This window comes from Bradyrhizobium australiense (genome assembly GCF_013114825.1).
GTDB lineage: Bacteria > Pseudomonadota > Alphaproteobacteria > Rhizobiales > Xanthobacteraceae > Bradyrhizobium > Bradyrhizobium australiense.
Window position 1 is genome coordinate 92,121 of the sequence record NZ_JAAVLX010000002.1, and the last position, 26,984, is coordinate 119,104.

Sequence of the window (26,984 nt, forward strand, 5' to 3'; positions counted from 1 at the left end):
ATTGTAAATACGCATCAATGGCACGGCATACTGCACTGCAACGGGCCCCAAACAGGAACAATAAATGACTCGCTATCGGGGCCTACCATCCCCACATTGAATGCATCACCGACACAATGCCCCTGGGCGTCGGTGGCTGAGAGTGTTGTGCTCCCGCCTGCAAAGGAATTGGAAAGCACGATGCCTCATTCAAAAAATCGTATTCTGTCCCGAGCAAGCCCGGTCGATCTCGAAGACCTCCGGCCGCATCTTCGCATTGTCGAAGTGCAACACGGCAAGGTCATTGTGGAGAGCCGCGCGCGCGTCAATCAGGTGTACTTCCCGCACAGCGGTATACTTTCGTCCGTTGTTGAACTGGAAGATGGCTGGGCCATCGAAAGTGGCATGATCGGAAACGATGGTGCTTTCGGGGCTGCACAAGCGATCGACAGCAAGGCGTCGCTGCATAAGGTGGTGGTCCAGGTATCCGGCCTTGCAAGCGTCGTGGATGCGGAGCACCTCAAAGCGGTTGCCCTGTCTTCTCCCGACCTGCTCGCGCTGCTCATCAAGTACGAACAATTCTTCCTCGGCCAAGTGCAGCAAACGACCGCCTGCAACGCGATTCACAGCGTTGAACAGCGGACGTGCAAGTGGCTGGTCAGGATGTGCGATCTCGTGGGCACCGAACTGCCGGTGACGCAGGAGTTTTTGGCGCAGATGATGGGTGTGAGGCGAACCAGCGTCACCAGCGTTGCCAGCCAACTGCAAAAAGAGGGGCTGATCTCGTACAGCAGGGGCAAGCTAAGCGTCCTGGACGAGGATCTCCTGCAGCGCCGCGCGTGCGAGTGCCACCGAACTGTTCGGGAACTGTATGCTATCGAGTTCGATGACACCGAACGAGCAGCGCTTCCGTCCCGCCAGAGCACCTCTCCTTGAGTTTGAGGGCTTGGCCTGCTGCCGGCTGGCTCGGCAGTCTACCAGAGCCGTTTTCTGGCAAACGCGTGCCCAGAGCCGGACTTCAGATAGCGCTCGGATGTGCGAGCCTTTTGTTCGTTCGAGAACGCGACGTATGTAACCGGTCTTCCACGGCAGAAATTTCGACGTATGGGGAAATTTGCTGCATTATGGTCCGACAGTCGCCTCTGAACGTCAGACGCCATTCCGACGTAGCGCTGGTCGGAATAGCATTCGCTTTGTAACAGGTAAACATAATGCATCTGGAGCGGCCCTCCTTCGCCAAGGCTACGGAGGACATCCTGCTTCGCGGTCAGGCAGGCTGCAATCCTGCGAAGCGCCTTGGCGCGAAGCAGGATGGTGGGGAAGGAAGGACTCGAACCTTCGAAGCCATACGGCGGCTGATTTACAGTCAGCTCCCTTTGCCACTCGGGACACTTCCCCGTCCAACAGCGTCACCGAACCGGCCGCCCGAGTGGCGGAGGACCGGACCCAAGGATGACGCTGAGGCCGAAAGCCCGTTTCGAAACGGCTGCGGCCGGCGCGTTTATGGGCGAAGCGGGATGGCAAAGTCAACCAACGCGGATCACCAAAAATAGGTTCGATAAAGCCAAATTGCCATATTCCGGCCCCCGTGACACAAGCTCCCCATGAGCGACCGCGACCGAAAGCCGCCGTTCCGCCGTGGCGGCGGCAAACCCTTCGAAAAAGGGCGAAAATTCGCCCGTCTGCCGGGCCGGCGCGACCGGGACTCGAGCCCCGACGGGCCGGTGATTCTCTATGGCTGGCACACGGTTACGATGGCGCTGGCCAACCCGGGGCGGCGGATCCGAAAGCTGTTCCTGACCGAAAACGCCGCCCGGAGGCTCGCGGACGAGAATATCGATACCCGCGTTCCCCCGGAAATCGTCCGGCCAAACGTGATCGACCAGCGGCTCGGCCCCGACGCCGTGCATCAGGGACTGTTGGCAGAGGCCGATCCCCTACCCTCGCCCGATATCGATACGCTGCCGCAGGACGGCATCGTGCTGGTGCTCGACCAGATCACCGATCCGCACAATGTCGGCGCGATCATGCGCTCGGCGGCGGCGTTTGCGGTGAAAGCGATCGTCACCACCGCCCGCCACAGCCCGGAGGCGACCGGCGTGCTGGCGAAATCCGCCTCCGGCGCACTGGAACTGGTGCCACTGGTGACCGTGCAGAATCTCGCCCGTGCGCTGACCGAACTGAACGACCGCGGCTTCTTGACGGTCGGGCTCGACAGCGAGGGCACTGAGGATCTCGCCGCCGTGCCATTGCAGCAACCGCTGGCGCTGGTGCTCGGCGCCGAAGGCAAAGGTTTGCGGCAACTCACCCGCGAGACCTGCCGGGCGGTGGCGCGGCTCGACATGCCCGGCGAGATCAAGAGCCTCAACGTCTCGAATGCCGCAGTGCTCGCGCTCTATATCGGCGCAAGCCGATTGGGACTTATGAAGTAGGAACGCCCGCTCGCGGAAGCGAACGGGCGCCGAAGCTCTCAAGCTATCGTTAGATCAGTAGTACCGGCGCAGCACGCGCTGACCGTGGTAATAACGCGGCGCGTAGCCGTGGTGATAGCTGTGGCGATGATAGTGGCGGTACGCGCGATACGGACGGTTATAGCCATAGCCGTAGCCGGAGATCGCGCCTTCGCGATAGACCGGACGCGGCGCCAAGTTGCCCGGACCAGTGTAGGTCGGACCCTGGTTGACGTAATAATACTGCTGCTCCGGATCGGGCAGTCGCTCGCGGACCCAGCCGCCGCAAGTACTGCAGCCCGCATAGCCGTAGGTCACGGACGGCGCGACATAGACCGGCGCTGCGCAAGGGGCGTAACCGCAGGCTATCGCGGGCGCTGCGGCCATGACGGCCACTGCCGCCACCAATCCTTTAAGTATCTGACGCATTACTCTCTCCTGTTACTATTCTTCGTTGTCGGGATTCTTCTCAGCGCGGAAGGTGGTGCGGCCATCGCCTGTCATCGCGCGGCGCGTAGATGATCTCGGGCGGATCGACGGGTACGTTCGATTGCGCCGGCAGCGGCGCCGACTGTGCCGACCAGGACTGATGGTAGCTCTCGGCCGGTTGCGGCAACCGGCGGTTCGCCGGCGGCTCGATTTCCAGGCGCCCGTAGCCGGGGATGCGGCCGGCGCTCGGATAATAATGACCAACGCGCGGTACCGGATCGATGTAGCGGCCGCCGTAGATGGTCGGCTCGACATGGGTGCCTTTGCCTAGGCCCCAATCACCCTCGACCACCGCATAGGAGGCGTCGACGCCGTTAATGATGACGGGTACGCCGGGACGGCCCGGAATCACGATCTCGAAGCCGCCGCCAGCAAAGGCGGTCGACGTCGCCGCGATGAAAAGTGCCAGTGTGAAGCCAATGCGCATCGCTTGGGATCCGGTTTTCCTCACGTCCCAATTTAATCCAACCCGCCGCTTCAAGGGTTAAGGCCGCGGGCCAAATTGCCGGTAAGGCTAACGCGCAACCGTGGATCGCCATTCAATTGCGAGAAATGGCGCTATCCAAACGTTAACGCGTCGGGGATTGGAAGACCGACCCGGGAATCGGAAGGCCACCCCGGGGACTGCCTGCCGGATCGATTGTCATTTGCGCGGCGATATCGCACCATCCAGCCTCCTCCCAACGCCAGCCGAAATGCCTGAGATGACAGCCAAAACGCCTGCGAATAACGTGCTTTGGATTATGTGCGACCAGCTTCGTTATGATTATCTCGGCTGTACCGGACACCCGACCCTGAAGACGCCGAACATCGATGCGATGGCCAAACGCGGCGTGTCATTCTCCAACGCCTACGTCCAGTCGCCGATCTGCGGCCCGTCGCGGATGTCATTCTATACCGGCCGCTACATGCGCTCGCACGGCTCGCACTGGAACGGCTGGCCGCTTCGCGTCGGCGAACCGACGCTCGGCGATCACCTGAAGAAGATCGGCGTGCGCAACGTGCTGGTCGGCAAGACGCATATGGCGCCCGACCTGGAGGGACTGAAGAATCTCAGCATCCCCGCCGACTCGATCATCGGGGTGCATGTGTCCGAATGCGGGTTCGAGCCCTATGAGCGCGACGACGGCCTGCATCCGACGGGACGGCCGCGCCCGGCTTACGATAATTATTTGCGCCAGCATGGCTATGATGCGCCCAATCCGTGGGAGCATTGGGCCAATTCCGGCGCTGCTGATGACGGCAGCTTACAAAATGGCTGGCTGCTGGTGCACGCCGACAAGGCGGCGCGTGTGCCCGACGAGCATTCCGAGACGCCCTACATGACGCGGCGTGCGATGGAGTTCATCGGGGAAGCCGAGGACGATGGAAGGCCCTGGTGTCTGCATTTGTCCTATATCAAGCCGCACTGGCCCTACATCGCGCCGGAGCCCTACGCCAGCATGTACGGGCCTGGGGACGTGCAGCCGGTGATCCGCTCGCAGCAAGAACGCGCCAACGCGCATCCGGTGTTCGCCGCCTACATGGAGATGCGCTACTCGCGGAACATGTCGCGCAACGAGGCGCGCGAAAAGGTCATCCCGACCTATATGGGCCTGATCAAGCAGATCGACGACCAGATGGGCGTCTTGATGCGGTTTCTTGAGAGCCGCGGCCTGCTCGACACCACCATGATCGTGTTCACGTCGGATCATGGCGACTATCTCGGCGATCACTGGATGGGCGAGAAGGATCTGTTTCACGAGCAATCGGCCAAGATCCCGCTGATCGTGATCGATCCGTCGCCTGCTGCCGACAGCACACGCGGCACGGTCAGCGATGCCCTGGTCGAGGCGATCGACCTGGCGCCGACCTTCATCGACTATTTCGGCGCCACGCCGCCCGATCACATCCTGGAAGGCCGCTCGCTATTGCCGCTGCTGCATGGCGCGCCGCCGGCCGATTGGCGCAAGGCCGTGTTCTCCGAATATGACTACGCCATGCAGGATGTCCGCGTGATGCTGAACCAGCCGATCGAGCGCTGCCGGCTCTTCATGGTGTTCGACGGCCGCTGGAAACTCATCCACGCGTCGGGTTTCCGCCCGATGCTCTACGATCTCGAAACCGACCCGCAGGAATTTTACGACCGTGGCGCCGATCCTGCCTGCGCCGAGGTCGTGGCGCGGCTGCAAGCCGAGCTATTCGATTGGGCGCTGCATCCGAAGATGCATATCACGACGCCGAATGCGAAGATCGCGGCCTATGCGGCCCAGCAATTGCAGGTCAAGAACGGCGTGCTGATCGGCATCTGGGACGAGGCGGAACTCGGTGCGATCAGAGAAAAGATCGGCATGAAGCCATAAGAGCCGACCTCGCACATGGAACAGCGTTCTGCTCTCGGCACGTAAGACAATCAGTGAAGTTTGGAATTTGGTGTTGCGGCGGAGACACGTCGTGTCGACAAATTGCGGCTGCTCACCCCACCCTTGTTGCAGTTCCGAGCACGCGGGCGCTACGGTCACCCGGCGAAACACTTCGCAGCCCTTCGAGGAGAGCAATGAAGCCATATCGCGGCGACACCGGATTTGACCGCAGGTCCTCCATTCTCGGCAAAGCATCGTGGCGTCGACTGCAGGCGATAGCGATCGCGGTCTTGCTGCTCCTGCCGATCGGCGCAAGTTCCGCGCGTGCAATGAAGAGTTCCGCGTCGGCAGCCTCGACCGCTCATGTCTATCTGCTCCGCGGTGTGCTCAACATTTTTTCTCTGGGGCTCGATGACATTGCGGCACAGCTGAGGGCGCAGGGTATCCCGGTCACTGTTGCGAACTTCGCCTCATGGTCGTCGCTCGCCGACGAAGCCGCTGCCGGATACAGGAGCGGCAGGATCAAGACGGTCATTCTGGTCGGGCATTCGTCGGGTGCGACCGCCCTGCCCGATATGGTCGCCAAGCTGGATCAGCTTGGTGTTCCCGTGAAGCTGGCAATCGGCCTCGATTCGGTCTTTCGCACCAGCCTCTCGGGACGCGTCGGACGCTATATCAACTTCTACATCGCCAATGGTGCCGGCACGCCGGTTCAGAAAACCGGACAATTCCAGGGCAAGCTCGAAAACATCAATGTACAGGACGTGCCCGGCGTCGGGCACATGTCCATCGAAAAGAACCAGATCATGCAGCGGAAGGTGATAAGCGAGATCGACGCTGTCGTTTTCGGCCGACCTGTACCTGCTTCGGGCGCGCAGAGGCCGCGGCAGCCTGGCGCGGCAAACGCGGCGACGCCCGGCACGGCAAGCACGGCGGCGGTACAATAGTAGTTCGCACGCCGTCGCCGAAGCGGCGAGTGCCGCAAATTCTGCCGATTCCTCGACGATAGATCACCCGCAGAGTACCGGATGGCGTCGCCTGCCGGCATTCAAGGTCTGGCGTGCCCTTACGCCTAAATCGCGCGGAATGTACATGAGAAGTCCGACGCAGGTTGCGGCCGTGGTGATCCGTGCAGCCCTTTCCGTCTGCATCTTGTCAGCCCTTTGCAATCTGGCGGTCGCCGGTCCGGTCGCACGCGCGACCAATTCTGTCGCGACGGTTGCTCCCGAAATGCCCCCAGCCGCGACCCAGCCGCAGGCGCGCGTGTACCTGTTCCGCGGCGCGCTCGGCCCGATCTTTTCGCGCGGGATGGACCGCCTGACCAAGCGCCTCGAAGAGGCCGGCATCCGGGCCGACGTCTACGAATTCACCATTTGCCGGCTGATCGCCGATCAGGCGATCCGCGATTTCCGTGACAATGCTGTTCCGATCGTCCTGATCGGTCATTCGATGGGCGGGCTGTGCGCCTTGACGTTCGCCGGGATACTGAAGTCCGAAAACATTCCGGTAAGTTTGGTGGTCACGATTGATCCGGCCCACGCAAGCCCGAAGGTGCCGCTGAACGTCGAGCGCTACATTAATATTTTCCTGTCCGACAGCGTATTGGGCGGCGGCGATGTGGTGGCGGAGCAAGGTTACCAGGGGCACTATGCGAGTTTCGATCTGAAGGAACATGAGGAAGTCACCCACATCAACATCGACAAGATGGATTCCATCCACGAGCAGTTGGTGACAGCAATTTCGCAACTTGCGATGACACCTTTGCCGGATAAGGGAGAGGCGGTGCCGCTGCGCTACGTCGTTCCTTCCGATGCCCCGCTGGAGCTGTGGGACAGCGGCACGCAGCAACTCGCCCGTTCGGGCGATACCTTGCAGAGGCTTGCGGCAGTTAACCGTGTACCGCTGTGGTCACTTACCCAGGCCAATGACTATTCTGACAGTGCACCGCTGTCAGTTGGCCAGCGCGTCCTTGTTCCGCGCCGTCTTGCTCCACCTGTCGCGACACCAGCAGCCTCGCGATAGAAACGGTAGGTGCAGAGCGACGTCAGGTGCGCGGCAGGAACGGAATCAGCATCGGAACGCGACGGCAATACGATCCATAGGCATCCGCGCCGAGCTCCGCCGTTAGGAAGCCCTCCTCCATGCGGGCCTTCAACCCCATCCCGAGCGAGATCAGCACCGCACCCAGCATCGCGGTCACTGTTCCGACCGCTACACCCGTCACCAGCATCCCGGCGATAAGCCCCGTATAGATCGGGTGGCGCACAAACCCGTACGGGCCGGTGTCAATGACCCGATGGCCTTCTTTGTGCGTGATCGCGTTAGACCAGAATCGTCCGAGATGAATTCTCCCCCACCATGTGAATGAGATCCCCGCAAGTACAAGGCACGCCAGCACGTAGATGCCGAGGCTGCCAAACTGCCAGAGCGGCTTTTCCCCCAGCACCTTGCCAGTCAATGGCAAGAAAAGAATGGCCCCTGCGAAAATGGGGAAGCGGTATTTGAGCGACTCCCAGGTCATCACGTGCTTCTTCGTTTGACCAGACCAGAACGACGCCACAACCCAGCTGATGACCCACAAGATCCAGATGATGGCGAGCAACTGTGTGGGCCAGGTAGTGGTCCACCCACTCAAGGCGAAAGCCAACCATTGACCAGGATCGTTCAGCATGTCGCGGACCACCTCAAGCGATTGGATCAACCGCCGAACAGGTGCCCGACGTGAACGGTCGAGTACTCGGCGTTGAATCCCATTCAGGTTGGTTGTGGCCGGCATCAAGCAGATGCGCAATGGTTTCACGCAATACCGGTTCGACGGGGCCCGGCGCATAGCCCAGCTCTCGTTGCGCTTTTTCGATCGACAACGCCCCCGCCCGCAATGCGATACGAACGCCTTCGGCCGTGCCGGACGGAGGCCGGCGCGTCACGTGATCGGCGATGAACTCCAGCGTTGCAGTGACCATTTCGGCGACCTTGCCGTTCACTTGAATGCGCCGGACGCGACGGCCGCTGATATCAGACATGAGTTCGAGAACCCGTCTTAGCGGCATGCTTTCGCCGCCGAGAACGTAGCGATGTCCAGCGTGTCCGCGCTCCATGGCAAGGATCAGCCCTTCGGCGGCGTCGCGCACGTCGACGAGGTTCACGACAAAATCCAGATGCAATTGAAGACGTCGGTTGAGAAAGTACCGGAGCATCGCCGTCGGCGGGGTAACGTTGTGGTCATAAGGCCCGACGGGCATGGTGGGACAGCCGATAACCACCGGGTATCCGGATGCGGCCGCCTGCATAGCGAACCGGTCGGCGAGCATTTTCGAGCGCGTATATGGACCCGGCATGTCGTCCGGCAGCAACGCATCGTCAGCGACAGGAACCGTCGATGGCGAGGCACGGAACAGAATGGATTCCGTCGAGCAGTGCAGGAAGCGCTTTATGCCGCGCTTGCGCGCCGTCTCAATGACGATCTCAGTACCACCGAAGTTGACGGTGTGAAAATCGGCCTTTCGCGGCATCCACATCCCCGGCAGGCCGGCCAGGTGATAGACCTCGTCGACCCCGTCCATCGCGCGGTCCACCAGGTCCCGATCAAGCACCGATCCCCTGACATACTGAACCTGCGGCAACGCGCGAGGGGGTGGCTGAAGATCAAGCACCCTCACCTCCCGACCCCGCGCGATCAGCGCCGAGACGAGGTGCTTTCCTATGAAGCCGCTGCCGCCCGTCACCAGGATACGCGTCATGCTGCGCTTTAAGCTGAACTATTTGAGATCAAGATGCAGCACCTTGCGGATGCACTCGGATGATAATGGCGAGATCGCGCCGAAAGCCCAGCGCGATAAACAACTTCGCCATGACAAACATTGGACCCAGCAACAGGTGAGTCGGATTGTCGACCAGCGCCGGCTGCCGCCGCTCGAACACGCGGTGCCCAACAATCTGCGATGCGACGCCGACGACAATCAGGATGGCCGTAAGTGACCACATGCCGGCAGTCGTCGTCTGACCAACGATCAGGGCAGCGGCTGAGAGCAACACAACCGCGGCTCCAAGGATCCCGGCGCCAAGCGCGAAGTCGAGCAAGAACCAATAGACGAGCACCGGTACGACCGCGATGGTCGCCGCGTTGGTTTGGAACCCGAATACCGTGATGGGCCACAGGCTGAGCGGAAGGATAGCGGCCAGAAACAAGAACACGATGCCGAAGACATGCATCGCGCAATTCCAGGGATCACGATGATATTCAACGTAATCCGCAAGCTGCCGCCGAAAATATGAACTCATGCGGTGCTTATCCCCTGCTATCGGCAGACGCGGCTAGACGGGTCAACCAAAAACCCGGCCGCACTTGCTTCGATACCCCAACTTCGATCAGAGACAGAATGGTATTTAAACTTGGGAATCATCATCAAGTCAAAGCGCGGACGCGGCATGTTTGACAGTCCCTCGAGCGCGCGAAGGCGCTGCCAACGTTGAAAAATCATCTAGCAATTCAGACGATTAACATCGTACCTGGGTCTCGGGAACCGCCACGCCTTGCGACAATTTTGCCGCAGGTGTTGCCGTTCAGCCAGGCAGTCATGATCGTTTCGCGAATAAACGCTCTACCAGCGAGGCCACCACCGCAATCCTGACGAGAATGAGGCCGAGGGTCCAAACTCCGCGATCAGAGAGAAGATCGGGGATGGAGCCGTAAGACCCCGGCCCGGCACATGAATGTATTTGATCAGGAAGGCACGAACCGGACGTGCCAGCAGCGGTAATCGACGTCCGCTCCTCGGGGATCGACGGACGTAGTGCGGATCCACGACGACTTCCGGAAACAGACCCGAAGCAGAAATCGCCGGTGTTGGTTGTCGCGGGAATCGAATTTCAGGTCATTGCCGGGCGACCTTGGTGTTCCACTACGGACAAGCGCCGCTTAGCCTCCGGTAATTGCGGCCCATCACCTGGAGCGGGGCACGGGCGTCCTTCGGGTAGCGCCGGCAGGGCACGAAGAGCTGATTATCAAGGTCCCTTTCGGCCGCTCGCCCCGAAAGGCCAAGCATCGCGGCAATGGCGGCCAAACAGGCGAATTTTCGAGGACGCGGTTTCTGATCGCGCATCGAATTTGCGCCGCGCGGCGCGAGTTTGCACTGCCATCAGGTCGATGGTTGTGCTCTCTTTGGCTGCGCGTGCCATTTCGGACCCAGCCCCATGGTCGGCTTGAGAGGGCGCGCTGCCCCGGCGTTGATCCCTACGATTCGCGCCGGTCGCCTTGTTCATGAGTTCACCTGGAGTGGCAGCCATGGTGCAGAACCTAGTAATCGGATTGGTCGTGGTGGCTTTGATTGTCATGGGCGTGCTTGCCTACGCCCAGAAACATGAGGGATGCTTGCGCGGGCGCTCGCTCCAAACCTTCAAGCCGTGCGGATCAGTTAGCGTTGACATATAGCGCTGGCCGCGACTGCACAGGTCTGGTGCTTGAAAAGATGGACGCACCATAGCGTACTACTCACTTCTTCTCGTCCTTCTTGCCCGGTGCACTGTCCTTGTCCCTTTTAATGTTGCCCTTGGTTGTACTCATGCCGGTGGTGTCCATCGCACCATCTTGTTTGGCGCCGTTCGTCATTCCGGGCTTCTCCATGCCGGTCTGCGGAGCGGGGCCAGTGTTCTGGGCAAATGCCGGGCCGCACAGGAGAGTAAGAGCAGTGACGATGATAAACTTCTTCATAGGCTTCTCCTTTGGATGACCTACAAATAATTCCGCGCGCACAGTACGGTTCCTTGGATTGATGGCTGCGACGCGTCGCTTTGCGTCTCTCGAGCCACTACGCCGAATGCAGGAGTCGGCCAACCAATCCGCACAAAGTCTGCTATTGGGCGATAGTGTTGAAAAACCCGAAAATTGAGAGGCGCCGAAAATCTTCGAATATCGAATGTGGGCGATCTAAGCCGCTAAGAGGCTCTGTAGAACTGGTAGAACCGTCAGCGATCGCTTTTGTGTTAGTCGATGTGGTCCCCTCACGTCGCCGCGCAAGAGACGCGCGAGTGGCCCTGAGAACTTTCACTCATCAGCCAAAGAGGACTTTTTCAACGCTATCGGCGTTCGCAGATTGTCTGCGTCGCGCCAAAAGCGGTCCACGGGAGATATTGTGTCCAGAGTTAGGTCCCTGCCCGAGGCCCGATAACGACAAGCTGCCGTTCGGAATCAAGAATGACCCTTGTTCCGAACTGCTGACATCTCCCATCCAGCGTCTGCTGGATCCATTCGATGTCCTGCCACGCCGGCCTGGAGAGTCGAAAGTTCTTGATCTGCAGGGGAACCAGTTTGAGCGCATGGAGGCTGCCACTGGTCGGATCCAGGTCGGCGAAATACATCAAGGCAAGGTCGTCACGGTAGCGCTCGTAACCACGGATGCCTTCATAGTCGTTCAGGAAATCACCGCAGCCATAGAGAATGAGGCGGTCTCGATAAATTTCGATCGCTCGCGGATGATGCGAAGAATGCCCGTGAACGATCGACACGCCTGCCTTGTCGATGAGGACCCGGGCCAAAATTTTCTGCTCGGGGGGAATGTGATATCCCCAGTTGGAGCCCCAATGGATTGAAACGATGACGAGATCGCCCGGCCTCCTCCGCGCCATGACCTGGTCGGCGATCTCTGACGCACTCGCCTCGGACAAGTCAGGCAGTAGGTTGACGCCTGGAGCGTCTGAAGTCGCAGCCCATTCGAGCGGGATTCCGCTCGATGTCGATCCAAACGAAAAGATCAAGAGCCTGGCTTTGCCAAGGTTCAGCACCGCGGGTGCGCGCGCTTCATGATCGTTGCGTCCCGCGCCGGTCGCCTTGACGTTGAGTTTCTGCAGAGTCGTCAGCGTCTCCAGCAAGCCGGCGCCGCCCCAATCGAGCACATGGTTGTTGGCCAATACACAGCAGTCGATCTCGGCCGCGACGAGACATTCTGCATTCTCGGGGCTCATACGGTAGTTGATGCCCTTGTTCATGCGGTCGTTGCTGCGGGTCACTGCCGTTTCGAGGTTGACGATCCGCGCGTCCGGCTTCATGCGCTCCAACTGGCCCAGTGCATCGCCCCAAACGTAGGAGGGCCCGTTGCGCCGCGGAATGGGTCCGTTGGCCTGCTCGGCGAGCACAACATACTCCTCCGCTGATCGCATGTAGTGTTCGTAAATCTCGGGGCTGCAGGGGTGCGCCAACACCTGATCGATGCCGCGGCCGCACATTACATCTCCGCATAGAAAGAGCCGCACCAATTTCCGATGTCCAGCCGGCAAATGTTTTTCCTCGAGCATGAAATACCGCTCAGGTTTTTGCGTCAGATGCGGGATCCCTGAATGCCGTCATCACCTCGGCCAGCATCCGCTCCTCCTCCCCCGCATAGCGCGGAGAGAAGTGAAACGGCTCGATACGGCGCACATTGGCTTCCCGCGCAATTTCTCCGGCAGCCGTCGTTGTAAGATGGGCCCGGTCCCACGCCAATGCGGCATCCGTCCCGGCGAATGCCGCCTCAATGAAGAGGATATCCGCATTCTGAACGAGCGCCACGATGGCGGCACGATTGGCTGGCGTGTCGGCCACGTCGGTTACATACGCAATTTTCTGGCCGGCAGTGACCGTCAGGAGCTCACGCAGGCTGCCGAGCGGCTCGAGGCGACCGTCCGAAGCCGTCGCCCCATCGATCCGTATCAAATGATCGTCCGGCCGGCCTTCCACAACCGCCTGCTTGAGCCACTGCAACCACGGACCGACCGGAAGCCGGCGCGCGGATAGTCGATTTTTCCAGATGTTGACATGGGCCGCCTCCTGCAGGGCAAAACCCAGGCAGGGCGTGCCATGCTCGAGGATGGCGGCTGAGACGCGGCGGGTCCGCTCGTCACATAGAACGCCGTCGAGAATTGTCTTCGACACCGGCGGTTCCGCGGCAAAAGCCCTCTTCAACCGGAACTGCCTGGTCGAGATGGAGTTCGGCGTCTCAAGTTCGCTGACAACGAAGACGAGATCGGCGCAGTAGCTCTCGACCAGATTCCATCGATAGGCCTGAAGCTTGTGAAAAACGCGCTCGGCAAAGCCGGCCGGGCCGTAAAGATGTACAGTTTTCTCCTGTCCCACCAGCAAACGGAGCAAATGATCGAAGCCAACGAAGTGATCGATATGCGCATGCGAGACGAAGATCTGATCAACGCGCCTTATCTTCCGCGGTGACAGTGAAGCGATTTCCCCGAGATCGAACAGCACACTGTGCGTTTTGAACAGTGTCTCCACATAGACCGTCGGGTCGCCGTAGCGACCGTTGACCAGGCTCGGATGGTAGATTGGTCGCATGACAAACTATTCTGCGGCAGGTTGTTCGCGCGGCTTGTGCGTCACTCTACCTTCATTGCTCACGGAACCCTCCTTATTTTGTCAATGCTCCATGAACTTCCAGATCTAAGCAGACTTTTGGTCTCCGCACACAAGTTCGAACCAGGCGCTGCAAATGAACATTCATGCAATGATGGTGAACGCGCATTCAAGAAAGTTTCTTGGTGTTCCCTGCAACAGGCCAAGGCGGCATTCGTTTTCCTCGGGTAAACAGCGAATGGAGAGGAACAATGAGGAAGTTCTTTTACGTGCTGGCCGCGTTGGTGACTGTCGCCATCGGTGCGCCCACGGCAGCAAGCGCAGGCGGATTCGGTGTCTATGTGGGCGGTGATCGCGACTATTACGGTGACCGTTACTACGGTGGTCCCCGCTTCGGGTTCTATGAACACGATCGCGGCTTGCATCGCGGATGGTACCACCGAAACTATTATGGCGACCGAGGCGTCGTGATCCGTCGTCATTACTGGGACGACTACTGAAGACGCTGAGGAGTGAAAATGGCCCCTTCAAGGGGCCATTTTTTTGTCGCTGAAAGCCGAGTGCTGCCCTAGTTCGTGATCTTGTAGCCCGTCGCCTTCACGATCGGCTGCCAGAATGCCGTGTTGGCAGCGAGCTCCTTCGTCAGGCCTTCGGGCGTCGAGCCGACCGGGATCAGGCCGATCGCTGAAAGCTTTTCCTTGATCTCGGGCTTGGCAAGCGCCGCGGCGACGGCCTCGCTCAGCTTTTTCGCAAAATCAGGCGACGCGCCTGCCGGCAGCCACATGCCGTACCAGGCATCCGCCACCAGATCGACGCCGCTCTCCCTCAGCGTCGGAGCCTCCGGCAGGAACGGCGAGCGGGCCGCGCTGCCGACCGCGAGAATGCGGATATTGCCGGCGCGATGCTGCGGGATGGCGTCGGTCAGCGTGGAAATCGCGAACGGCATATGGCCGCCGACGAGGTCGTTGATGATCGGCGCGCTGCCGCGATAGGCCACGCGGGTTAGCTTGATGCCCAGCGCCTGCTCGAGCCGCGATCCGGTAAAGTGCGGAATGGTGCCGTTGCTGGGCACGCCGAACGTCGCCTTGTCTGGGTTGGCTTTCAGCCAGGCGACGAATTGCTCGAAGTCCTTGACCTCGGTCGGGACGGCCGTGCCGACGAAGACACAGAATTCGAACCGCACGAGCTGGCTGACCGGGACGAAATCCTTTGCCGAATCGAAGCTCGGCGTGGTCTCGACCATCGGCAGCAGATACATCGTCGGTCCCGTGGTGACGAGGACGGTCGTGCCGTCGGGATTGGCCCCCTTCACCGCCTTGATGCCGATCAGCCCGTCACCGCCGGTGCGGTTCTCGACGATGATGTTGCGATCGAGCAAGGGAGCGACGTGCTGCGCCAGCAGCCGGCAAAGCGCGTCACCGCCACCGCCGGCCGCAAAGGGAAAGATGATTTTGGTCAGCGGCCCGGCCTGCGCGAACGCCTTGCCCGTCATCGCCGCCAGCGAACATGCGGCGCTTCCAGCCAGAAAATCTCGGCGGTTCATTCCATTTCCTCCAACACATTTTAATTATTCACCGGCCCCTAACGCAGAGGCGATCCCGCGTCAGGCCAGCACCGTCTCGACCACCGTCATAATTCCGATCGCGACGGTCGCCAGCCCGACCGCGCCCTGCAAACCACGATTGGCCCAGGTGAGCCAGCGGGCGGAGACCGCAAGCGGCACCGCGATCGCCATCGACAGCGCACCCATGCCGATCATCGAGCCGATCCCGAAAAGCGCGATGTAGCCGAGCCCGACGGCGGGGCTGGAAGCCTGCGTGACCGCGAGCACCAGAAGTGCGGCCGAGCCCGCCATGCCGTGCATCAGGCCGACCAGCAGGGTCCGCCAGCGGAAACCATGTTCGTGGATGTGGGCGGCGCGGGCATGCGGCGTGGTTTCGCCGGCATGGCTATGGGCATGGAAATGCACCGTGCCGTCGCCATGACCGTGTTGATGAAAATGCACGCGGTCGCGCCACAGCCGCCATAGCACATGCGCCCCGAGGCCGACCAGCATCAGGCCGACGGCGGTCTCGATCGGCCTTGCAACACCGTCCGGGATCGCGCGACCTAGCAGGATGGCGGCGCCGGCAAAGACGAACAGAGTGAGCGTATGGCCGAGCCCCCAGGTCAGCCCGTGCTTGACGATATCGGCGACATGGCTGCGGCGCGCGGCGATGCTGGAGACGGCGGCGATATGATCGGCCTCGAGCGCATGCTGCATGCCCAGCAAAAATCCCAGCCCTAGAATTCCGAACATACGTCCCTGCTCTTTCTACGATTCGATCAAACACCAAGCCGAAGCCTTTGTCAGGTCAAGACTTCACTGAACAGGCTGATCATCGAAGCCAAGGAGCGGCGGTCGGGCTGCTCGTTGTAGAGCGCCGTGCGCATGATCGAGCCGTCGGCGGCGGAGCACGCCCGGTCGCTTTCCAACAGCGTTCTCGTCAATTGCGAGATAGCCGCGCAGATTGAGCTCGTGGCAGCGGCAGTCGACATCGCGCGGCTGAATCAAATTTCCTGATCTTCAAATGCGAAGGACCCGGAACTTCACACCGGTTTGGGGATCGCAAAACCAAAATCGCGAAGGCCGGTGCCTTCCCGTTGATCGGCATCACGCCGGTTTTACTCAACCGGAGTGCGAACACCGGAACGATCGGAAGCGGGGGCGCTTAGCTCGCATACCTGCAACGGAGATACCCCCATGACAAAATCCGGAATTCTCGCCGCTGCCGCGGTGCTTGCGTCCGCACTCGCCAGCCCCGCCACCGCGCAGGAGGTCATCCGAGATCCCGGCTATTGCGCGCAATTTTATCCAAACGCCAACTGCCAGAACAAGGGACCGGGAAATCCCTATACCGGCAGTTACCAGCGGCAGGTCTATCGCGATCAGGCCTATCGGGATCAGGCGTATCGGGATCGCACCTGGCGGGACAGCTATAACCGCTACGACAGCGGCTTCTGGCCCGGCGATGTCGCGGCCGGCGTGGTCGGCGGGGCGGTCGGCACCGCCGCAGCCATCGCCACCGCCCCAGTGGCCGCCGCCAGGGCCCCGATCGGCGGCGACGAATACGCCCGGCGCAACGGCTTCGTCTGCACCCCCGGCACCTGGTTCCGCGGCGATGACGGCCGGCGGCATCCCTGCCAATAGGACATTGCAAATCGAGTCCGGGAAAGGCGGCCGGAAGGCCGCCTTTTTTCGTGCCTCAGGTGCGCTGGCGTGTTCTTGAGGTTCTGGCCCTTTGCGACCAAGTCTGCTATTCGAGCCGCCGAAGATCGGCCCCGTGCGGGCGGGATATTTCACGCTCCCCGATAGCTTCAATTCGCCGGTTTAGCTCAGCGGTAGAGCAGCGGTTTTGTAAACCGAAGGTCGGGAGTTCAATCCTCTCAACCGGCACCATCGAATTCAAAAATCTGCCAGGTCACTGTTCGATTGGGATGGGAGCGATTCCCTTCCTGCCGTCCGCTGGATAGCGGTGCCCAAAATGAAAAACCTCCGGCAGGGCATTGCCGGAGGTTTCGGAGGTTTATCATAAAGTAGTTTGCGTCTCCTTTGAGACTAAGAGGCCGCCAAGGAATTTGCCGGCTACCTAGCATCACAGTACATTATAAAATTACCTGAGTAAATAACATTTATGACGGTTCCGGGTTTTCCGGGCTTTTGCATGGGCACCATGAACACGATTTCGCGCGGCAAAACTCCCGCGAAGTCATACCGACGCTCAGCCGGACCGCCTGGTCCGTTTGTTCGAGAATTCGCATCGCAATAGGCACCTCCGCGGCCCGATGCCTCCGCCAAGCAATGCTGGTATGTTCCGAAGCTGCAGTCGCCGCCAGTGCTCGGCCAGAATTCGCCCTTGATGCAAAACGGATCGTCCCGCGCTTGAGCGGTCGTTGGCATGATTGCGATCGAAGCAAACACCGTCATCGCGCCGCGCCCGCGAGATAACTCATTTCCCTTGATACAATATCTGTCAGAAGGAACCGCGGGCCCTCATTGTCTTCGCCGCGATCGCTTCCAGGCGGCGACGGATTTCTACAGGCGCACACCAAAAATAAATCCCCCAGCGGTTTTCCGCTGGGGGACTCTGTTGCTGACCGATCGAACAATCAGGATCAGAAGTTACGCCGAGCCTGGAAGTTCAGGTAGACGGTGCTCTGGTCCTTGAACTCGTACACGGTGGTCGGCTTGGGAACCGCGGCCGCCAAGGTGGCAGCTCCCGTCATCTTCTGGTCGAGGAAGAACGCGCCGACTTCAGCCGAGAACGTCAGGTTCTTGACGGGAGTCCAACGGGTGACCATACCAACCTGGGCAATGTTGAAGTCCGGGTTGCAGGCATAGTCCAAAGACGGAGCCTTGCCGACGGTGTAGTTGGCGCACCACGCGCCCTTCGCCGAGGTGACATCCAAGGCGCTGCCACCGTAGCGCACCTGAGCGTAGCTGCCGAACAGGCTGGACGACCAGTAGGGATCCCAGTTGTGGTTGAACGCACCACGGATACCCCATGAATCCACCAGCTTGATGCCGTCGGTGACACCAGGGGTATACACGCCGTCAGCAAGCTGGCCGAAACCGACGCTCTGGTAGGCACCCGCACGATCCGTGCCGCCGAACATCCCAAAGCTCGAGCCCGCGATCACCTGCCTGGTGACACCCTTGGAGTAGGAGACGTCGACCTTGATGTCGTCGCCGGGGCCGGTCGGGAGATTCTTGATCTGCAACGCAGCCATCACCGCACCGCCCCACTTGTCTTCGGGGTGACCGGAGATTTCCGACAACGCAGTCGGCACGCCCGCCGCAAGCGTATTGTAGGAAGCATTCACGAGGTGGGCCATACCTGAAATCTGGAACAGACCCCAGGCCTGGTCGACGCGGATGTTGCCGACGATGTCGGGAGCATGCGTGCCGCCGTAAGCCGTCGAACCAGCGGTGAGAGCGCCCGCCGGGTTACCCGCGCCCAGGTTCAGGAGAGCGGTACGGCTGTACACGGTCGGATCATCGAGACCGATGGTGGCCGACACGCCATTGCCGAACTGCGCGGTGTACTGGATGTTGTTGACGCCGGTAACGTAATCAGCACCGCCAAACAGGAACGAGCTGTTGTTGCCCGGATAAGCCTGCCACGGCGTCGCGTAGGCCGAAACCGACTTACCGAAGGTGAAACCAGCGAACTGGATGAACAGCAGGTCAACGCTGACGTAGCCGCCGCCCACTCCGAAAAGGCTCTGTGTGGCTGACGTCGGGAACGCGTTGAGAACGGCCGGGTTATTGGTGCCCTGGTTCTGGAAGTTGAAGTTGGCAAGACCGAAGGTGCGGACAACGCCGTATTCGGTGGCAGTGCGCGTATCGACGTTCAACTGCATACGCGAACGGGTGCTGAAGTAGTCGCGATAGCGATTGCCTTGGCCGAGGTCGCCGCTAAAAGACGGCTGGCCATAGTTGCCACCATTGAACGTAACGTCGGCGCGGATATAACCGCCCAGCTTGATGCAGGTGTCGGTGCCCGGAATGTAGTAGAAACCAGCACCGTACAGGGAGCAGATCCTCACGTACTCGACCGCTTTGGCCTTGATCGGAAGATCGGCAGCCTGCGCTCCACTCAAGGCGATGAGACCCGCCGCTGAGCCGAGGATAAGGCTCTTGATCATAGTCATGTTAAACCTCCAAGTTGCTCTGTCAGGACGAGGACGGACCTGTGGCTGTTCCCCCAGGAAAGATCCGCCCTCGCCTTCGAAAAACCGCTCAGTCGTTTCGCGTCTTCGGACACACCCGCATGAACGCGAGGGACTTAAGCGAACCACCTGCAACGGAACGATCCAGGACCCCCTCGACCGTCTTTGGAACTATGCATGCGCAACTTACTTAATCAAAATACTTTATATACTCAGCTATCTCTATCCTGTTCGACTGTGTCGCCATGGCAACACCGGGTGCTCGCAAAATCGTGTTTAGGGAACCGTAAGAAAGACGGCCACTCGAATGATTTTGTTAGTAAATCAGTTAAGTAAGTAGACGCTGACTCGGAATGAGAGAAACCATGGCACAGGAACTCCGCAAGGGATCGGACTCGTCGAGCCGCGGCAGGCAAGGTGCGTCGAATGAGTTCGGCGGGAAGAATCAGGACATCGCCAGGCAACTCGCCTGGGAGATCGCCGCCATAAACGTGCACCTCCAAGAGATCCGTTATTTCTGGGCAAAAGCCCTCGGCATCAGCGGCCCGCAATGGATGATCCTGATGGCTCTGGCCGATCTGGATCAGGGCGAGGGCGTCCCCGTGAAGGTCGTCTCAAAGTTGCTTCACGTAGACCCCTCGTTTGTAACGACTCAGTCGAAAATGCTCGAGAAGAAGGGTTTCATGCGGCGGAGGACGTCGGCGGATGATGCAAGGGTTGTGCAGATGTCCTTGACGGATAAGACCTATAAACACATTGCAAACCTGGCCTCCGAGCAGGAGGCCCTTAACAACTTCGTCTTCGCGGAATTCAGCGACCGTGAACTCAGCGAGCTCACCAGCAAACTCGCGACCCTGAAGGGCCGCCTTGAGAAGGCGAGCCTGAAGATAGCGATGGGCATATGACCTCTCCGACGGTAACGAGCTAGGCCGGTACCGACACAAGGCGATCGGCCATCCAGTCGAAAATGAACTCGTTGGCGAGCGTGGGATTGTCGCGATGGCCCTGCGCGGCAGCAGTTTCAGAGCTGTCGAAGATCTTCAGTGAAATGTCGGGATTGCTGGTCTTGAGTCGTTCGAACAGACCGGTCACATGGTTGCCTTCGAGCCAGCCCTGCCCGCCCATGGTAATCAGGACCGGGCAGCGGAATTTTCGCCCCGGCCAGCCGCCTTCTTTGCACACGGAATTACCCAGCGAGAGGCGGTCCATCAAGAAGGTGCGCTCGTGCATGTCCCAGATTCCGCCGTCACAAACCGCGGCGGCAAAGCGATTGTCGAGAGCGACGCCACGCGCCACAAAGGACGATCCCGAACCGTCGCCGAGAATTGCGATCCTGTGTTCGTCGATGTCGTCCCTCGTCGTGAGGTAATCCATCACGTGGCTTACCGTGGTTTCCAGATCGGGATGACCGACTACCTCATCGAATTTGGCGCCATTGCCGGATCCAAGGAGGTCCACGGCCAGCAGCGACATTCCCCGCTCGCGGGCGTAGCGCGCCACCTTGACGAGATATTCTTCCTTCCGATGCCCCGGATCGCCCATGCACACCACGACAGGGGTTTGATGAGAAGCGGCCGGGGCCGGCAAGAAGTAAGCTTCCAGCGGATAGCCTTCCAGCCAGGGAATCTCGACGACCTCGCCGGCGGGAGTGAGATGCGCAATGTAGCGGCGAGCGCAGGCTCGCATGGTTCTGAGCACGCTTTGCTGCTTCTTGTCGGCAGCATCGAACTCGAACGCTGATGCTTGATAATAATTGATGGCGCGGAGCCAGTTGCTTTGTGCGGTCAGCACATGACCGCGATCGAAGGCAGCCTTGGCGCGCTCCCTATTGATATCAGCCATCCTCAACCATTCCCGATACCAGGAATCGCCGCCATCCCTCGGGTCAATGCGACTTGCGACAAGGAAGCATTCCGAGATCAGCGAGCCCCCTTCCTGGGCCATGCCGAGCAGCCTCATGAACTCGATCGAAAACTCTTCGCTGTCCGGCCATTGGACCCAGCCCCCCGGGCCAAAATGAATTTTCATATCAGATGTAAACCTTGATGTAGATCAATTGATAAAATTACTTATAGTATATAATTTGATTCATGAAATCGACACCCGACAAGCCCCTACTGCTCCCTGCCGCAGACAGGGTTACCTCGGTCGAACCGCGCCAGCCACATTAGCCGAGCCGGAGCTGTAGCCTGAGTGGCGCCTCGAAAAATGTATGGCAACCCGCTTTAGCTGGGGAAAGAGTTCGTCGGCCTCATCTGATGGCCACGCGTGCTGCTTTTTCAGGCCATTCGCCTGCCTAATGCGCATTTCTCCGTAGTTTTACGACACTGAAGCGGCATCTGGCGCATTCGTCAGCCTGCAGCATCCTGGTCTGGACGAGATGGCAATTTCAAACGTAACCCCCGGCCAAATCACAACTATATGGTTTACTTTGGCCTATACTCAGCCTTCAGGTGAGAAGGAACCAACCCCTCTCAGTCACGTTTTTCCCGGCATGAGAATACGCGAAGAAAACTGCAATATGGTGCTGCTCGCTATTGTCGCGGTGTTCACCTCGGCGATTGCGGCGGGAGCTACGCTGCTTGTGCCGGACGATACGGTCCGGTTCGCCGACCGCACAACCGCCCGCGTGGAGCGTTCGCCGGCGGCCGACAAGCGGACCATCCATGTCGGCGACCAGCCGCCGGTGCGCATGATCGGCGCGCCCTTTGTCCCGAACACCAATCCGCGTGATCGTTAAATCTTGCTTCGCGCGACCACGCTTGCGGACGCCATCACCTGACACGCAAAGCGCCATGTGCACGTTGGCGGTCCGAACTGTCACCGTTTTGTCACCTTGCGCGCAAAAGAGCGGCAGTTATCCCCCGTCGCCTCCACGGCCGCTTGATTCCACAAAAGCCGTTTGATGGAGTGACTTGGGCCGAGGTGTCTCATGAAATGGATGAGGGAACGCGATCTCCTGATCGCGCAAACGATGGCGTTCGTCCAATCGGTGACCGGCAAGCCGCCGGAGGCCGAGAAGACGGTCGCGACATCGGTCACCGTCCTCTCCGTGGGGCCATCCGAACCCACCCGCTCGGCCCCGCCGCTTTCTGACATGGAGGCCCTGCTGGCGGAAACGACGCCCGTTGCAAAGGCGCCGAGGGAAGCACCGAGCGAAATATCAAGGCCGGCTCCGGTACCGCACCCCAGCCTGCCCGATGATTTCCAATCCGAGATCAAGGCGCGGGTTGCTAGTTTCCGCGCTCACCAGGAGCGGTTCAACCGCGAGCGCGAGGCCTATTGCACCGCGACCATGGCTAAGGTGCACGCTGCGCTGCGGGAAGGCGAGCACCCGGCGCGACCGGCGAAGTAGACACCGAGTTGCGTTCCCCGCCCCGATGTTCAGAGCCAAGCATAGACCAGCGCCATATTGGCTGCGCAAGCAGCCAGCAGGCAAACGGTCAGCGTGAGTTGGACACGCTCGCAGGAGGTCTGGAGGCTCGTTCTCATGGCCGGAAACATCCGGCGATTCTGGCTGGCGAGTCTCGGGGATTCTTTTTTCGGGAATTTACGGCTCGTTAAAGACTCAGAGACTCCACGGAAATGCGCCGAAACGAGCCAATTTGCTCCCGAAACACCCTGTGGAATGGCCGCATGGCAGCCAAGCCTGAAACCCGGCCCCCGCTTCCGCGTTGACCGTTTTTACCGGAGCTAACAATGCCCTACGCGCTGTTCTCAAATGATGCCAAGCTGAGCAAGGCCTATCCGACCGCGGCCGATGTATGGAAGATCGCCCAGAAGAGCGGCCTCGTCGTCGATGTAGTCTCCGGGCAAGACAACACTGCCCCCCGTCCGGTGCTGGACCATGATTACGAGATCAGGCCGTGCCAGCTCGAGCCGCATGAAGACCCCGCCCGAAACAAGGCCGACGCCGAGCGCGAAGCGCAAACAGAATTGCAGTTGGCGTCTTAAGGCCGGCATCAAGCGGCCAGACACACGACGGGCCTCGGCGATGGGTCTCGTTCGCCGAGACATACCCGAGACCGAAAGTCGGACCTTACGGCGTCGCCGAGACCAGCGATGCCTGCTCCGAAGCAAGGGTGACACAGGCCTTGCGCCGCTGCAGTCCCCTGATCGCACCCGTTACCTTGCGCACCTTGCCGGCCCCGCACGAGGGATCCTGCACGAAGGCGACTTCATATGGAGCAAGGATAAGCGGTTCGGATTTCAGGATAGTTTGAGCAAGGCACGGAAACGCCGCTGCGGAAAAGATCAGCCCTAACGCAAAAGCACGCATATTATGATGTCCAACCAGCCGGCCGAGACCATAATAGCGCATCGTGACGAAAAGTTGCGTGCACCGCGAAAATTTTTTTGCCACGCGGAGCACGCGCGCGGCGAGGCAGACAACGCGGCCGCTCCGGCATTCGCTTACAAAAAGGCCGGCGCGACGCCGGCCTTCTCGTGTCGATACGATCAGCCGTATCAATATCCGGGGGCAGTCGGCCCACCCCAGCCAAAGCGGTAGTTCACACCGACCTTGGCGGTGTGCTCGTCGTTGCGGAAGCTGCGGCCGGCAATGTCGGCGGGACCTGACGTGAAGGTCGTGTCGCCGAAATTGTAATACTGGTACTCGGCCTTGGCCGACCAGTTCGGGGCGAACATGTACTCGAGGCCGCCGCCAACCGTATAGCCGTCCTTGTGGTTGCCGTTCGTGGTGAAGGCCGCCGGCGCGCCGGCCACCGACACTCCGAGATTGTTGCCGTCGCGCCAGGCGTAACCGCCCTTGGCGTAGAGCAGCGCCGGACCCCAGGTGTAGCCAAGCCGGCCGGTAACCGAGCCGATCTGATCGGTGTTGGAGGTCACAAGCGTCCCGCCCGGAAACAGCACGCCGTTATTGTTGTTGTTGGGCAGCCAGCTGTACTGGGCTTCGGCGCCCAGTACCCAGTTCGGCGCGAACTGGTAGTCGAAGCCGCCCTGCACGCCGCCAAGGAAGCGGGCGTCGCTGCCCTGCAGGGAGTTGTCGCCCGCGAAGGCACCACCGACATGGCCGCCGATGTAGAATCCGGTCCAGTTATAGACGACTTGAGGCGCGGTATAGGCAGGCGCCTTGGTGTACGGCCGGGGCGGCATGTCGGCCGCAAAGGCTGGAGCCGCCATGACGGCCAGCGCGGCAGCCCCGAGCAGTATCTTCTTCATCGTACTTTCCCCGTTACGAACATTGCGGATACCAATCCAAACAACGTGACCTCATTTAGGTTGCTTTGCGGCAAACGCCCGCGACCGGATGGCGCGCTACTGTGACGGCACAGCAACAAAGCGTTTTAGTTCCCTCGCACGTAAGGCTTTTTCCGCGGTTAAGGAGGTGGTTTCCCGCCTAGCCGATGTCCGGGATGACCAAGGCAAGGTTCAGCCCTCGCCGAAAAGTGATCTGATTTCGTTCACGGTTCCGTCCCGGGGAACGTCAGAAGACGGCTCCGTGCTGGCAGCCGTCGCGGCTGGCAGCAGCAAGGCCGTCCCGTCAAGAGCGGGCCACCTCGACGACAGCGTCGGCAAAGGCCTGCGGCGCTTCCTGGGGCAGATTATGTCCAATCCCGCCGGTGATGAGCCGGTGGGCGTATCTGCCGGAAAACTTCTTGGCGTAAACCTTCGGGTCCGGATGCGGCGCGCCATTGGCGTCACCTTCGAGGGTGATGGTGGGCACGGTAATGACGGGGAATTCGCCCAGCCGCTTTTCCAGCGCGTCGTATTTGGCCTCACCCGGGGCAAGACCGAGCCGCCAGCGATAATTGTGGATCACGACGGCAACATGGTCGGGGTTGTCGAACGACGCCGCGCTGCGTTCGAAGGTGGCGTCATCGAAATTCCATTTCGGCGAAGCGAGCTGCCAGATCAGCTTGGAAAACTCGCGCCGATACTTCTCGTAGCCCAGCCGGCCCCGTTCGGTCACAAAGTAATACTGGTACCACCATTGCAGCTCGGCCGACGGTGGCAGCGGACTAGCATTCGCCTCCTGGCTGCCAATCAGGTAGCCACTGACCGAGACCAGAGCCTTGACGCGCTCCGGCCAGATCGCGGCGACGATGCCGGCAGTTCGGGCGCCCCAGTCGAAGCCAGCCACCACCGCTTTCTCGATTTTGAGCGCGTCCATCAGCGCGATGACGTCGATGGCGAGCGCGCCCTGCTGGCCATTGCGCGGCTCGTCGGCTGCGAGGAAGCGCGTCGTTCCGTAGCCACGCAGATACGGCACGATGACCCGGAAACCTGCCGATGCCAGCACGGGAGCCACATCGACGAACGCGTAAATGTCGTAGGGCCAGCCGTGCAGGAGAATGACGACGGGAGCATCGGCGGGACCGGCTTCGGCGTAACCGACATTGAGGACGCCGGCCTCGACCTGCTTCAGCGTGGCAAACGAGGTGTGGGCGCTCGGCCTGCCCGCGCCGGGCTTCGCGTCGCCCGACTGCGCAAAAAGGGCGCCGCTCACGGCGAACGGTGCGGCCGCGAGCGTCGCGGCCGCGGCGCCGAGGAAGCGGCGGCGCTCAGGGATGGGCTGGGACATGGCTCCTCCACTCTATCTTATGCGATTAAATCGTATGCGATGTAAATACCGTGCCATGCCCGATGTCAACCGTTTCGGTACAAACGGATACGATATGGGTGGGCGCGAAGCATCACACCCACGTGTGGAGGCCACAGGCTACGCGCGAATCTAGCGCGTCAGTTTCTCCAGTTCCGCAAATGGCGCGTAGGCCAGCCCTGCACAGGGCTCAGCAGCGTTTTCGATAATGCGGTCGAGTCGGCCGTCGACAAAGAGGATGGCGCGTTCGCGCGGCTCGCGATAGCCGCCGTCGGATTCGCGCGGGCTGAACCGGAGACAGACGACATAGCGCAGCCGCCCGCCGACGACGCGCTCAATCGGCTCGGCCATGACGGCGTCGCGCACGCCGACGGGATTGTTGAGATAGGTCTTCAGGAACGCCAGCACTTCGGTACGGTAATTTTTCGGAAAAGGCTGGCTGGAAACTCCGCGATCCTCGGTAAAGGTGATCGGCTTGCTGTCGTCGCTGGCCGCACAGGCCGAAAGCGCGATCGGCAGCAAAATCATCGCCGCAATTTTGACTGAACGCCCCAAGCGAACTCTTCCCCTGCCTGTTCGCCGTCTCTTAGACCGATCAGCGCTAGAAGGGAATTCGCAACTGGGTTATCGGCGCATACCGCTCTCGAAAAGTTGAGCGCGCGCCAGCCCACGGCATTAGCAAAGCAAATGGCACGTGGGCTGGCCTGAGATTCGCAGGCGCGGGGGCAATGGGGGCGAAGCGCGCGCCGGCGAATCAGATTCAGCTACGTTTCGCGGCCGACGTCACATGCTTGACCGCGACGTTAGGCTTCGCTTGTGTCTTCAGGCCGATGTGCTTGTGGTGGCGGTAGTGCTTGTGATGGCGGCCCATCCTCGCGTTGGCATTCAGCGCTTTCGCCTTGCCCTGCTCCGCCTTGGCGGCGGGCGCCTGCGTGGTCTTGTTCACAGGAGCCTGGACGGTCTTGTTGGCCGGGGTCTGCGCGGTCTTGGCCGGCGTGCCAGCAAGCGCAGGCGCGGCGATAACGGAAACGGCAACGAGCGCTGCAGAAATGGTCTTGAGCATGGTTGTCTCCTTCTCCATGGACCTGCGGGCATCTCCGGTCGAATGGCCG

General features: G+C 60.5%; 31 protein-coding genes and 2 tRNA genes. 12 read left to right on the plus strand and 21 right to left on the minus strand.

What is annotated here, in order from left to right; translation table 11 throughout:
* The first annotated feature begins 180 nt into the window (after positions 1-180).
* Positions 181-915, plus strand: coding sequence for a Crp/Fnr family transcriptional regulator (locus tag HCN58_RS04030; protein ID WP_171578089.1), 735 nt, complete (start codon positions 181-183; stop codon positions 913-915).
* Positions 916-953: 38 nt separating this feature from the next.
* On the opposite strand, the gene HCN58_RS04035 is transcribed toward HCN58_RS04030, so the two are convergent.
* Together HCN58_RS04035 and HCN58_RS04040 are read right to left on the minus strand one after the other, a co-directional pair.
* On the minus strand, positions 954-1,196 hold the full coding sequence (locus tag HCN58_RS04035; RefSeq protein WP_171578090.1) for a GIY-YIG nuclease family protein: 243 nt from the start codon (positions 1,194-1,196) through the stop codon (positions 954-956).
* Between the two features lie 95 nt (positions 1,197-1,291).
* Positions 1,292-1,377, minus strand: a tRNA-Tyr gene (locus HCN58_RS04040).
* A gap of 206 nt (positions 1,378-1,583) precedes the next feature.
* Between HCN58_RS04040 and HCN58_RS04045 the strand changes: the two genes are divergently transcribed.
* Complete coding sequence (locus HCN58_RS04045) at positions 1,584-2,411, plus strand: TrmH family RNA methyltransferase (protein ID WP_171578091.1); 828 nt, start codon at positions 1,584-1,586, stop codon at positions 2,409-2,411.
* Positions 2,412-2,465: 54 nt separating this feature from the next.
* On the opposite strand, the gene HCN58_RS04050 is transcribed toward HCN58_RS04045, so the two are convergent.
* Positions 2,466-2,858: a hypothetical protein gene (locus HCN58_RS04050; protein WP_171578092.1), complete on the minus strand. Its 393-nt coding sequence runs from the start codon at positions 2,856-2,858 to the stop codon at positions 2,466-2,468.
* A gap of 40 nt (positions 2,859-2,898) precedes the next feature.
* Positions 2,899-3,345: a hypothetical protein gene (locus tag HCN58_RS04055; RefSeq protein ID WP_171578093.1), complete on the minus strand. Its 447-nt coding sequence runs from the start codon at positions 3,343-3,345 to the stop codon at positions 2,899-2,901.
* Between the two features lie 277 nt (positions 3,346-3,622).
* On the opposite strand from HCN58_RS04055, the gene HCN58_RS04060 reads away from it, so the two are divergent.
* From HCN58_RS04060 to HCN58_RS04070, 3 genes are all read left to right on the plus strand, one after another.
* Positions 3,623-5,260 carry an alkaline phosphatase family protein gene (locus HCN58_RS04060; protein ID WP_171578094.1) on the plus strand — a complete coding sequence of 546 codons (1,638 nt, stop codon included), beginning with the start codon at positions 3,623-3,625 and terminating at the stop codon, positions 5,258-5,260.
* Positions 5,261-5,454: 194 nt separating this feature from the next.
* Positions 5,455-6,207 carry a hypothetical protein gene (locus HCN58_RS04065; RefSeq protein WP_171578095.1) on the plus strand — a complete coding sequence of 251 codons (753 nt, stop codon included), beginning with the start codon at positions 5,455-5,457 and terminating at the stop codon, positions 6,205-6,207.
* Positions 6,208-6,379: 172 nt separating this feature from the next.
* Positions 6,380-7,282, plus strand: coding sequence for a LysM peptidoglycan-binding domain-containing protein (locus HCN58_RS04070; protein ID WP_311966769.1), 903 nt, complete (start codon positions 6,380-6,382; stop codon positions 7,280-7,282).
* Positions 7,283-7,304: 22 nt separating this feature from the next.
* On the opposite strand, the gene HCN58_RS04075 is transcribed toward HCN58_RS04070, so the two are convergent.
* From HCN58_RS04075 to HCN58_RS04100, 6 genes are all read right to left on the minus strand, one after another.
* The gene (locus tag HCN58_RS04075; RefSeq protein WP_171578097.1) at positions 7,305-7,931 is read right to left on the minus strand and encodes a methyltransferase family protein; all 627 of its coding nucleotides are present in this window, start codon (positions 7,929-7,931) and stop codon (positions 7,305-7,307) included.
* 13 nt (positions 7,932-7,944) lie between these two features.
* A complete protein-coding gene (locus HCN58_RS04080; RefSeq protein WP_171578098.1) occupies positions 7,945-9,000 on the minus strand; it encodes an NAD-dependent epimerase/dehydratase family protein in 1,056 nt (351 codons plus the stop codon).
* A gap of 28 nt (positions 9,001-9,028) precedes the next feature.
* Entirely contained in the window at positions 9,029-9,541 is a 513-nt protein-coding gene (locus HCN58_RS04085) for an Mpo1 family 2-hydroxy fatty acid dioxygenase (RefSeq protein ID WP_171578099.1), read from the minus strand.
* Between the two features lie 1,210 nt (positions 9,542-10,751).
* Positions 10,752-10,970 carry a hypothetical protein gene (locus HCN58_RS04090; protein ID WP_171578008.1) on the minus strand — a complete coding sequence of 73 codons (219 nt, stop codon included), beginning with the start codon at positions 10,968-10,970 and terminating at the stop codon, positions 10,752-10,754.
* Positions 10,971-11,401: 431 nt separating this feature from the next.
* Entirely contained in the window at positions 11,402-12,550 is a 1,149-nt protein-coding gene (locus tag HCN58_RS04095) for a CapA family protein (protein ID WP_171578100.1), read from the minus strand.
* Positions 12,551-12,560: 10 nt separating this feature from the next.
* Entirely contained in the window at positions 12,561-13,580 is a 1,020-nt protein-coding gene (locus HCN58_RS04100) for a ribonuclease Z (RefSeq protein WP_171578101.1), read from the minus strand.
* A gap of 269 nt (positions 13,581-13,849) precedes the next feature.
* Here HCN58_RS04100 and HCN58_RS04105 point away from each other — a divergent pair, with 269 nt between their 5' ends.
* Complete coding sequence (locus tag HCN58_RS04105) at positions 13,850-14,098, plus strand: hypothetical protein (protein ID WP_171578102.1); 249 nt, start codon at positions 13,850-13,852, stop codon at positions 14,096-14,098.
* Between the two features lie 68 nt (positions 14,099-14,166).
* On the opposite strand, the gene HCN58_RS04110 is transcribed toward HCN58_RS04105, so the two are convergent.
* From HCN58_RS04110 to HCN58_RS36705, 3 genes are read right to left on the minus strand one after another with little or no spacing between them, the layout of a single operon-like run.
* Positions 14,167-15,141 carry a Bug family tripartite tricarboxylate transporter substrate binding protein gene (locus tag HCN58_RS04110; protein ID WP_171578103.1) on the minus strand — a complete coding sequence of 325 codons (975 nt, stop codon included), beginning with the start codon at positions 15,139-15,141 and terminating at the stop codon, positions 14,167-14,169.
* Positions 15,142-15,201: 60 nt separating this feature from the next.
* Positions 15,202-15,897, minus strand: a complete 696-nt coding sequence (locus HCN58_RS04115; RefSeq protein WP_171578104.1) for a sulfite exporter TauE/SafE family protein — start codon at positions 15,895-15,897, stop codon at positions 15,202-15,204.
* 50 nt (positions 15,898-15,947) lie between these two features.
* Complete coding sequence (locus HCN58_RS36705) at positions 15,948-16,073, minus strand: hypothetical protein (protein ID WP_283814529.1); 126 nt, start codon at positions 16,071-16,073, stop codon at positions 15,948-15,950.
* 268 nt (positions 16,074-16,341) lie between these two features.
* Here HCN58_RS36705 and HCN58_RS04120 point away from each other — a divergent pair, with 268 nt between their 5' ends.
* Positions 16,342-16,788 carry a hypothetical protein gene (locus HCN58_RS04120; protein WP_171578105.1) on the plus strand — a complete coding sequence of 149 codons (447 nt, stop codon included), beginning with the start codon at positions 16,342-16,344 and terminating at the stop codon, positions 16,786-16,788.
* A gap of 174 nt (positions 16,789-16,962) precedes the next feature.
* A tRNA-Thr gene (locus HCN58_RS04125) sits at positions 16,963-17,037 on the plus strand.
* 186 nt (positions 17,038-17,223) lie between these two features.
* On the opposite strand, the gene HCN58_RS04130 is transcribed toward HCN58_RS04125, so the two are convergent.
* A complete protein-coding gene (locus HCN58_RS04130) occupies positions 17,224-17,565 on the minus strand; it encodes a DUF3551 domain-containing protein (protein WP_171578106.1) in 342 nt (113 codons plus the stop codon).
* 188 nt (positions 17,566-17,753) lie between these two features.
* Entirely contained in the window at positions 17,754-19,292 is a 1,539-nt protein-coding gene (locus HCN58_RS04135) for a porin (protein WP_171578107.1), read from the minus strand.
* Between the two features lie 383 nt (positions 19,293-19,675).
* Here HCN58_RS04135 and HCN58_RS04140 point away from each other — a divergent pair, with 383 nt between their 5' ends.
* Positions 19,676-20,215 carry a MarR family winged helix-turn-helix transcriptional regulator gene (locus HCN58_RS04140; RefSeq protein WP_171578108.1) on the plus strand — a complete coding sequence of 180 codons (540 nt, stop codon included), beginning with the start codon at positions 19,676-19,678 and terminating at the stop codon, positions 20,213-20,215.
* Between the two features lie 19 nt (positions 20,216-20,234).
* On the opposite strand, the gene HCN58_RS04145 is transcribed toward HCN58_RS04140, so the two are convergent.
* Complete coding sequence (locus tag HCN58_RS04145; protein ID WP_171578109.1) at positions 20,235-21,338, minus strand: alpha/beta hydrolase family protein; 1,104 nt, start codon at positions 21,336-21,338, stop codon at positions 20,235-20,237.
* Between the two features lie 466 nt (positions 21,339-21,804).
* Between HCN58_RS04145 and HCN58_RS04150 the strand changes: the two genes are divergently transcribed.
* The 3 genes from HCN58_RS04150 (at position 21,805) to HCN58_RS04160 (ending at position 23,264) form a co-directional block, all read left to right on the plus strand.
* Positions 21,805-22,050, plus strand: a complete 246-nt coding sequence (locus HCN58_RS04150; protein WP_171578110.1) for a hypothetical protein — start codon at positions 21,805-21,807, stop codon at positions 22,048-22,050.
* 192 nt (positions 22,051-22,242) lie between these two features.
* Positions 22,243-22,665, plus strand: a complete 423-nt coding sequence (locus HCN58_RS04155; RefSeq protein WP_171578111.1) for a hypothetical protein — start codon at positions 22,243-22,245, stop codon at positions 22,663-22,665.
* A 344-nt stretch (positions 22,666-23,009) separates the two neighbouring features.
* A complete protein-coding gene (locus HCN58_RS04160; protein ID WP_171578112.1) occupies positions 23,010-23,264 on the plus strand; it encodes a hypothetical protein in 255 nt (84 codons plus the stop codon).
* A gap of 85 nt (positions 23,265-23,349) precedes the next feature.
* Here the strand turns inward: HCN58_RS04160 and HCN58_RS04165 are convergent, their stop codons facing one another.
* The 5 genes from HCN58_RS04165 to HCN58_RS04185 form a co-directional block, all read right to left on the minus strand.
* Positions 23,350-23,589, minus strand: coding sequence for a DUF6719 family protein (locus HCN58_RS04165; RefSeq protein ID WP_171578113.1), 240 nt, complete (start codon positions 23,587-23,589; stop codon positions 23,350-23,352).
* A gap of 188 nt (positions 23,590-23,777) precedes the next feature.
* On the minus strand, positions 23,778-24,491 hold the full coding sequence (locus HCN58_RS04170) for an outer membrane protein (protein WP_171578114.1): 714 nt from the start codon (positions 24,489-24,491) through the stop codon (positions 23,778-23,780).
* 322 nt (positions 24,492-24,813) lie between these two features.
* Positions 24,814-25,854, minus strand: a complete 1,041-nt coding sequence (locus HCN58_RS04175; RefSeq protein WP_171578115.1) for an alpha/beta fold hydrolase — start codon at positions 25,852-25,854, stop codon at positions 24,814-24,816.
* A 150-nt stretch (positions 25,855-26,004) separates the two neighbouring features.
* Positions 26,005-26,400: a hypothetical protein gene (locus HCN58_RS04180; protein ID WP_171578619.1), complete on the minus strand. Its 396-nt coding sequence runs from the start codon at positions 26,398-26,400 to the stop codon at positions 26,005-26,007.
* 232 nt (positions 26,401-26,632) lie between these two features.
* Complete coding sequence (locus tag HCN58_RS04185; RefSeq protein ID WP_171578620.1) at positions 26,633-26,935, minus strand: His-rich protein BRANT; 303 nt, start codon at positions 26,933-26,935, stop codon at positions 26,633-26,635.
* Positions 26,936-26,984: the final 49 nt, after the last annotated feature.

Coding starts and splice junctions, on each gene's coding strand:
- HCN58_RS04030 (WP_171578089.1), top strand. CDS start 181: ATGCCTCATTCAAAAAATCGTATTCTGTCCCGAGCAAGCCCGGTCGAT.
- HCN58_RS04035 (WP_171578090.1), bottom strand. CDS start 1,196: ATGCATTATGTTTACCTGTTACAAAGCGAATGCTATTCCGACCAGCGC.
- HCN58_RS04045 (WP_171578091.1), top strand. CDS start 1,584: ATGAGCGACCGCGACCGAAAGCCGCCGTTCCGCCGTGGCGGCGGCAAA.
- HCN58_RS04050 (WP_171578092.1), bottom strand. CDS start 2,858: ATGCGTCAGATACTTAAAGGATTGGTGGCGGCAGTGGCCGTCATGGCC.
- HCN58_RS04055 (WP_171578093.1), bottom strand. CDS start 3,345: ATGCGCATTGGCTTCACACTGGCACTTTTCATCGCGGCGACGTCGACC.
- HCN58_RS04060 (WP_171578094.1), top strand. CDS start 3,623: ATGACAGCCAAAACGCCTGCGAATAACGTGCTTTGGATTATGTGCGAC.
- HCN58_RS04065 (WP_171578095.1), top strand. CDS start 5,455: ATGAAGCCATATCGCGGCGACACCGGATTTGACCGCAGGTCCTCCATT.
- HCN58_RS04075 (WP_171578097.1), bottom strand. CDS start 7,931: ATGCTGAACGATCCTGGTCAATGGTTGGCTTTCGCCTTGAGTGGGTGG.
- HCN58_RS04080 (WP_171578098.1), bottom strand. CDS start 9,000: ATGACGCGTATCCTGGTGACGGGCGGCAGCGGCTTCATAGGAAAGCAC.
- HCN58_RS04085 (WP_171578099.1), bottom strand. CDS start 9,541: ATGAGTTCATATTTTCGGCGGCAGCTTGCGGATTACGTTGAATATCAT.
- HCN58_RS04090 (WP_171578008.1), bottom strand. CDS start 10,970: ATGAAGAAGTTTATCATCGTCACTGCTCTTACTCTCCTGTGCGGCCCG.
- HCN58_RS04095 (WP_171578100.1), bottom strand. CDS start 12,550: ATGCTCGAGGAAAAACATTTGCCGGCTGGACATCGGAAATTGGTGCGG.
- HCN58_RS04100 (WP_171578101.1), bottom strand. CDS start 13,580: ATGCGACCAATCTACCATCCGAGCCTGGTCAACGGTCGCTACGGCGAC.
- HCN58_RS04105 (WP_171578102.1), top strand. CDS start 13,850: ATGAGGAAGTTCTTTTACGTGCTGGCCGCGTTGGTGACTGTCGCCATC.
- HCN58_RS04110 (WP_171578103.1), bottom strand. CDS start 15,141: ATGAACCGCCGAGATTTTCTGGCTGGAAGCGCCGCATGTTCGCTGGCG.
- HCN58_RS04115 (WP_171578104.1), bottom strand. CDS start 15,897: ATGTTCGGAATTCTAGGGCTGGGATTTTTGCTGGGCATGCAGCATGCG.
- HCN58_RS04120 (WP_171578105.1), top strand. CDS start 16,342: ATGACAAAATCCGGAATTCTCGCCGCTGCCGCGGTGCTTGCGTCCGCA.
- HCN58_RS04130 (WP_171578106.1), bottom strand. CDS start 17,565: ATGACGGTGTTTGCTTCGATCGCAATCATGCCAACGACCGCTCAAGCG.
- HCN58_RS04135 (WP_171578107.1), bottom strand. CDS start 19,292: ATGACTATGATCAAGAGCCTTATCCTCGGCTCAGCGGCGGGTCTCATC.
- HCN58_RS04140 (WP_171578108.1), top strand. CDS start 19,676: ATGGCACAGGAACTCCGCAAGGGATCGGACTCGTCGAGCCGCGGCAGG.
- HCN58_RS04145 (WP_171578109.1), bottom strand. CDS start 21,338: ATGAAAATTCATTTTGGCCCGGGGGGCTGGGTCCAATGGCCGGACAGC.
- HCN58_RS04150 (WP_171578110.1), top strand. CDS start 21,805: ATGAGAATACGCGAAGAAAACTGCAATATGGTGCTGCTCGCTATTGTC.
- HCN58_RS04155 (WP_171578111.1), top strand. CDS start 22,243: ATGAAATGGATGAGGGAACGCGATCTCCTGATCGCGCAAACGATGGCG.
- HCN58_RS04160 (WP_171578112.1), top strand. CDS start 23,010: ATGCCCTACGCGCTGTTCTCAAATGATGCCAAGCTGAGCAAGGCCTAT.
- HCN58_RS04165 (WP_171578113.1), bottom strand. CDS start 23,589: ATGCGTGCTTTTGCGTTAGGGCTGATCTTTTCCGCAGCGGCGTTTCCG.
- HCN58_RS04170 (WP_171578114.1), bottom strand. CDS start 24,491: ATGAAGAAGATACTGCTCGGGGCTGCCGCGCTGGCCGTCATGGCGGCT.
- HCN58_RS04175 (WP_171578115.1), bottom strand. CDS start 25,854: ATGTCCCAGCCCATCCCTGAGCGCCGCCGCTTCCTCGGCGCCGCGGCC.
- HCN58_RS04180 (WP_171578619.1), bottom strand. CDS start 26,400: ATGATTTTGCTGCCGATCGCGCTTTCGGCCTGTGCGGCCAGCGACGAC.
- HCN58_RS04185 (WP_171578620.1), bottom strand. CDS start 26,935: ATGCTCAAGACCATTTCTGCAGCGCTCGTTGCCGTTTCCGTTATCGCC.